Annotated in this window: 5 protein-coding genes and 1 rRNA gene; 3 read left to right on the forward strand and 3 right to left on the reverse strand. The window is 67.5% G+C overall.

What is annotated here, in order from left to right:
- From ACOJUJ_RS11165 to ACOJUJ_RS11175, 3 genes are all read right to left on the reverse strand, one after another.
- Positions 1–75, reverse strand: a 16S ribosomal RNA gene (locus ACOJUJ_RS11165); the annotation flags it as partial.
- Positions 76–835: 760 nt separating this feature from the next.
- Positions 836–2893, reverse strand: coding sequence for an NAD(+) synthase (locus ACOJUJ_RS11170; RefSeq protein WP_420126950.1), 2058 nt, complete (start codon positions 2891–2893; stop codon positions 836–838).
- 245 nt (positions 2894–3138) lie between these two features.
- Complete coding sequence (locus ACOJUJ_RS11175) at positions 3139–3831, reverse strand: esterase/lipase family protein (protein ID WP_420126951.1); 693 nt, start codon at positions 3829–3831, stop codon at positions 3139–3141.
- A gap of 334 nt (positions 3832–4165) precedes the next feature.
- Between ACOJUJ_RS11175 and ACOJUJ_RS11180 the strand changes: the two genes are divergently transcribed.
- From ACOJUJ_RS11180 to ACOJUJ_RS11190, 3 genes are all read left to right on the forward strand, one after another.
- Positions 4166–4630 (forward strand): hypothetical protein, encoded by a 465-nt coding sequence (locus ACOJUJ_RS11180; RefSeq protein ID WP_420126952.1) that lies wholly within the window; start codon positions 4166–4168, stop codon positions 4628–4630.
- Positions 4631–4853: 223 nt separating this feature from the next.
- Positions 4854–5315, forward strand: a complete 462-nt coding sequence (locus tag ACOJUJ_RS11185) for a hypothetical protein (protein WP_420126953.1) — start codon at positions 4854–4856, stop codon at positions 5313–5315.
- Positions 5316–5434: 119 nt separating this feature from the next.
- On the forward strand, positions 5435–6283 hold the full coding sequence (locus ACOJUJ_RS11190; RefSeq protein WP_420126954.1) for a neutral zinc metallopeptidase: 849 nt from the start codon (positions 5435–5437) through the stop codon (positions 6281–6283).
- Positions 6284–6426: the final 143 nt, after the last annotated feature.

A 6426-nucleotide genomic window follows, 5' to 3' on the forward strand; every position in this document is an offset into this window, starting at 1 on the left:
ACAACTCCGTACGACTTGCATGTGTTAAGCGCGCCGCCAGCGTTCGTCCTGAGCCAGGATCAAACTCTCCATGAGTTCAAACAGCTCTTGTGAACGAACACGGTTGTGTTCATTCGGAAATTTCACGTTTACGTCCCGTACCTACTGCGGACGCGAAGGACGTGTTGCCTTCGACTTGCTCCGCTACGGGGCGCCCGTCTTAGCACTCCCAAAGACCCGAGTTGTCAAACTTCTTTCGCGAGCCGTTGACTCGCTTCTCCAATTCGCATCCGGCCAGTTTCACCCGGCCGCCGCGTCAGTCCTTCAATCTAGCACCCTCGACTCGCTTCGTCAAGGGGCGGCGGTGAGAAAGTTTCGAAGCTTTCCAAACCGCCGCGCTTCCTGCAACGCCTTCAACCTAAACCACTTAGGCAATCCGGTCAAGGGGTCGGTTTTCCAAACTTTCTCCCCCGTCCGTCCAACACCGCCCGTTCAGGCGACAGCCTTACAACTTATCAGCCTTGGCCAGCGGCGTCAACCCCTTCTTTGGAACTCGTGACCGCCGTGTGACGGCTGGGTTGTGAAGGGGCGCATAGTATAGCGGGGGTTCCGTGACACGTCAAGGGCCTTGTTTCCCTCTCCCGCTTGGCGCCGTCCCGCAGACTCGCACGCGCGCGAGGGGATAAACGTTACCCGCGCGAGTTCGGTGCGTCTCGCGGGCTGCCACACATCCTTCTATAGGGGGGACTTCTTTATCTCCCGATACAACCGTGCAGCCCGCTGTCCGCCAGACGGAAGCCCCGTTCGGCGAGCAGGACGCGCCGAACGGGGCTTATCGAAGATCACAGGCAGATCTCTACGGCACGTTCTTCCGCAGCTCCTCCAGCCACACGGTGGCCTCGGAGTCGCTGGGAGCGCGCCAGTCACCGCGGGGGGAGAGGGATCCGCCGGAGCCCACCTTGGGGCCGTTGGGCATGGCCGAGCGCTTGAACTGGCTGGTTTTGAAGAAGCGCCACAGGAACACTTCCATCCACCGCTTGATGGTAGCCAGCTCGTACTGGTTGCGCTTTTCCGCCGGCAGCAGGTCGCTCCAGCGGCCCCGGGCTCGATCGCTCCACGCGTTCCACGCCAGGTACGCCACCTTGCTGGGGCGAAATCCGAAGCGCGTCACGTAGTACAGGGTAAAGTCCTGCAGCTCGTACGGGCCGATCTTCTCCTGTGTGCTCTGCGCGGGCTGGGACGTGTCGTCGCCTGCGTCGGCGGGCACCAGCTCGGGCGAGATCTCCGTATCCAGGATGCTCTGCAGCACCGCCCCGGCTTCGTCGCCAAACTGGCCGCTGTGGATTACCCAGCTGATCAGGTACTGGATGAGCGTCTTGGGGACGGAGCCGTTCACGTTGTAGTGCGACATCTGGTCCCCCACCCCGTAGGTGGCCCACCCCAGCGCCAGCTCGCTCAGGTCGCCCGTGCCCAGCACCAGCCCGTCGTGAAAGTTGGCCAGGCGGAACAGGTGGCTGGTGCGCTCGCCGGCCTGCACGTTTTCGAAAGTCACGTCGTACACCGGCTGGCCGGCGCCGTACGGATGGCCGATGTCGCGCAGCATCTGCAGGCTGCTGGGGCGGATGTCGATCTCCTGCGCCGTCACCCCCAGCGCGCGCATCAGCTTCCAGGCGTTGCTCCTGGTCCCCTCGCTGGTGGCGAAGCCGGGCATGGTGTAGGCGAGGATGTTGGCGCGCGGCAGCCCCAGCGCATCCATCGTCCGCGCCGCCACGATCAGCGCGTGGGTAGAATCCAGCCCGCCGCTGACGCCGATGACGATCTTCTCGATCCCGGTGCTGGACAGGCGCTTCATCAGCCCGTGCACCTGGATGTTGTACGCCTCGTAGCAGCGGGCGTCGCGCTCGGCCGGATCGTCCGGCACGTACGGAAAGCGCGCCACGTCGCGGATGAGGGGGATCTCGCCCTCCGGCACCCGGAACTCGAACGGGATGCGGCGAATGCCTTCGATGCGCGCGCGGTGGTCGGCGACGTTGTCGTGAAAGAAGGTGAGGCGCGAGCGGTCCTGCGCCAGCCGCTCCAGGTCCACGTCGGCCACGATCATGTGCGGCTCGGGAACGAAGCGGTGCGACTCGGCCAGCAGCTCGTTGTTCTCGTAGATCAGCGCGTGCCCGTCCCACGCCAGGTCGGTGGTGGATTCACCAGGACCGGCCGCGGAGTACAGGTACGCCGCCACGCAGCGGCCGGACTGCCCCGCGCACAGGTCACGCCGGTACTCGGCCTTGCCCACGGTGATGTTGCTGGCCGACAGGTTGGCCAGCACGGTGGCGCCGGCCAGCGCGGCCCAGCTGCTGGGCGGGATGGGCGTCCACACGTCTTCACAGATTTCCACGTGCAGCGCGAAGCCCTCCACGTTCTGCGCCTCGAACAGCAGGTCGCTGCCAAACGGCACCAGCTGACCGCACACCTGCACTTCGGTGAACGGCGCCTCGGCGGCGCGGGCGAACCAGCGGCGCTCGTAAAATTCGCGGTAGTTGGGAAGGTACGACTTGGGGACGACGCCCAGGACGCGCCCGCGGTAGATGACGAACGCGCAGTTGAAGATGTGCCCGCCCAGCCGCAGCGGCGCGCCCACGAGCAGAACCGGCGTCATCCCCACGCTCTCCTGCACCACCCGCGCGAGCGCGTCGCGCACGGCGTCGAGCAGGGCATCCTGCTGAAACAGGTCCTCGCAGGTGTAGGCGCTGAGCCCCAGCTCGGGGAACAGCGCCACGGCCGCGTGCGCGTCGGACGCCTCGCGGGCCAGCCGCAGCGTGTGCTCCAGATTGAACACGGGATCGGCTACGCGCACGGCGGGGATGCACACCGCCGCGCGGACGAACCCGTGGGAATAGATGGATTGAAACGGTGCGCGCATCGCCTCTCCGCTGCGTGGTCGACAACACGTTTACGTGTACGATACGGATCGGCTCACGCGGATGCCATGCCGGGAGGAAAAGGGGATGGAGAAGCGGGCATCGAACTGGCGCCCGCGGGCCCTCTCCCCCGACCGGCCTTTTGCTCGTTGCTCGCAACGGCGGTCGACCCCTCCCCCAACTTCGGGGGAGGGGTGGCACGGCCCGATATATCCCGGTACGGCTTTTCGACCCCGGTGGGACAGTCTTACCGGTGCACGAAGCCGCGGACCTGCGCGTAGGTGGTGGCGTCCTTGTAGAAGTCGCTGTGGCCCAGGCAGGCGGTCTGCGTGTTGGTGGCGCCGATGAGCGGGGTGCTGTTGTCGGGCTCGATCACGGCATCGCAGGCGGACCACCAGGTGGCGTAGCGCGGCGCGCCCGGCGTTTCGTCCGTCGCATTGAGGCTCTTGAGAAAGGTGGAGCCGGGGCGCATCTCCACGCACGCGGTCTGGAGGCACGCGTACGCGCTCGTGGTGCCGTGGTTGGGCCCGCCCAGCGAAACCCACGCATCGATCTTCGTGTCGCCACCCAGGTTCTTGGCGTAGTAGCGCGACGACAGGCCGCCCATGGAATGGGTGATGACGTCCACCTTGGTGGCGCCGGTGGCCAGGAGGATGGAATCGACCTTTGTGCGGATCTGCTGCGCAGTGGTAGCGTTGCTTTGCGAGGTGTTGTAGCTCCAGTTCGCCAGCTGCGCGTCCGTCCAGCCGTCCGCCTTGAAGTTGGCGATCATGGTGGCCCACACGCTGCCGCTGGAGTTCCAGCCGTGCACGAACAGAATGGGGTGCCGCTCCGGCGCGGCCACGGCGTTGCGCGCGCCGTCCGGCGCAAAGATTCCGGCGCGCTCGCAGCCGGCCAGCAGGAAGAGGGTGAGCAGAACGGGGACGATGGACCTGCGCATGGGGATGACTCCTGGGGAGATGGGAATGATGATCGCTAGCCGGCGGTGGGAGGCCGGCCCGCCAAAACATGCGTTTCCAGACGATTGTAACCATCCCTACGTCACGCGCGATTTCGCAACGCAATCCCATCGCCCATCGCCCATCGCCCATCGCCCATCGCCCATCGCCCATCGCCCATCGCCCATCGCCCATCGCCCATCGCCCATCGCCCATCGCCCATCGCCCATCGCCCATCACACCATCACACCATCACACCATCACCCTCTGGCGTCCCGCTTGCAATCCGCTGCCCTCCTGCGAGTCAGCGCGGAAACGGCAGCGAGCGAGGCGAACGTGAGCAACGACATGGATCCGCGCGGCGACGGGCTGCGCGAGGTGGAGGAAAGGGCGGACCGGGTCGCGCGGCAAGCGGAGGAGGCGCGCCAGGAGAACCTGCGCGCCACGCACCGCACGCAGGAGACGGACTACGACTTTCGCCTTCCGCCCGACGTGGCCGAGGCCGACCGCGTGCGCGCCGCGGACGACGTGGACCTTAGCGCGCGCCAGGAAGACATCGCCGAAACCCAGCGCCGCGCCGCGGAGGTCCTGCGCCGCAACGCCGAGTCGCTGCAGGCCGGCGCGGAGTCGCTGGAGCGCGCCCGCGAGGCCGCGCGTGACAACCGCCGCGACGTAAGCGAGATCCGCGAGAACGTGGAGGATCTGCGTGCCCAGGTGGCCCACGCCCGCGACCAGGTGAGCGAAACCGACGTCCCCCGTGTGGACCGCGATGGCGAAGACGCCGACGCCCGCCGCGGCTGATATCGGTCGCTTGCACAACGGGAAAGGCTCCTGGCGGAACGTACGCCGGGAGCCTTTCGATTTCACCACTGCATAGGCGGATCGTGCAGACGCCGCATCCGTCCTGCTCGCGCAAGCCAGTTCTAACCGTCACCACAGGGATGTGGCGTCGGGAACGGGACGTGCAACCCGGGGCGCCACGTGACCGGTGGATGGGGCGGAAACTCAAGCAGGAGCAAGTCACATGGCCCAGGACAACGGCGGGCGCAGCAACGCGTCGGAAGATACCACCGAGGCCCGCGAGCACATGCGCAACGTGCGCGAGAACACCGAGGCGTTGGCCGCCGAGGCGCGCCGCGTGGAGGCCACCGCCCCCGCGGGCACCGACCGGCCGGTCCAGGGAACGCGGACGGGCGGCATGGGCGGCGAGGACAATCGCATGGCCGCCGAAAACCAGCGCAACGTGCAGGAGAACACGGAGGCGCTCCGCGACCAGGCGCGCCGCGTGGACGCCACCACGCCGGCTGGCACCGATCGCCCCGTCCAGGGCCTGCACGCGGACGGCGCCGGCGGCGAGGACAACCGCATGGCCGCCGAGAACGTGCGCAACGTGCAGGAGAACACGGAGGCGCTGCGCGACCAGGCCCGGCGCGTGGACGCCACCACGCCGGACGACGTGAACCGCACCGGTCCGCAGGACCGGTAATCTCGGCGCAGGAGATGTAACGGGGCGGGTCCTGCGTGGGGTCCGCCCCGTCTGGCGCTCGCCTTGCGGAAGACACCGCGGGAGCGGGTCGGCGACGGCATCGGCACAGGAGACACGAGATGCGCTGGCAGGGACGAGGCGGTAGCGGCAACATCGAGGACCGCCGCGGCATGGGCGGCGGCGGGATGGCGGCCGGCGGCGGGATCGGGGCGGTGGTGCTGGGACTGATCTACTTTCTGCTTACCGGCGATCCGTCGGGGGTGCAGGTGCCGCAGCCGGGAGCCGCGGAGCAGCAGGGGCGGTCCGGCCCGGTGGACCCCGCGACGGACTCGCTGGGCCAGTTCGTGAGCACCGTGCTGCGCGACACCGAAGTCACCTGGGGCGAGCTGTTTCGCCAGCAGGGTGAGACGTATCAGGAGCCGCGGCTGGTGCTGTTCGAGCGCGGCGTGCAGTCCGCGTGCGGCAGCGCCAGCACGGCGGTGGGGCCGTTCTACTGCCCCAGCGACCAGAAGGTGTACATCGACCTGGCGTTCTACGACCAGATGCGCCGCCAGCTGGACGCACCCGGCGACTTTGCCCAGGCGTACGTGATCGCGCACGAGGTAGGGCACCACGTGCAGACCATCACGGGCATCTCGCAGCAGGTGAACGCGGCCGGCCAGCGCGTGGGGGAAGCGGAGCGCAACCGGCTTTCGGTGATGCAGGAGCTGCAGGCCGACTGCTACGCCGGCGTGTGGGCGCACCACGCCGAGGCGCGGCAGCCCTGGCTTGAGCCGGGCGACATCGACGAAGCGCTCACCGCCGCCAGCGCCATCGGCGACGACACGCTGCAGAGAAAGCAGCAGGGCCACGTGCAGCCGGAGTCGTTCACGCACGGCACCAGCGCCCAGCGCGTCCGATGGTTCCGCCGCGGCTTCGACACCGGCCAGGTGAACCAGTGCAACACCTTCGAGGCCGCGAGCCTGTGAACATCCTGTTTGATGGATGAGCGGCGCGGTTCAACACCAGACTCGCGAGGATGAAAAAGAGTTCGCAGAGAGCATGTCCGTTCTCTGCGAACTCCTTTTTTCCTCCGCGAAACTCTGCGTTGACTAGCGCGGCGCCACCCCCA

It is taken from the genome of Longimicrobium sp., assembly GCF_048594345.1.
Taxonomy (GTDB): Bacteria; Gemmatimonadota; Gemmatimonadetes; order Longimicrobiales; family Longimicrobiaceae; genus Longimicrobium.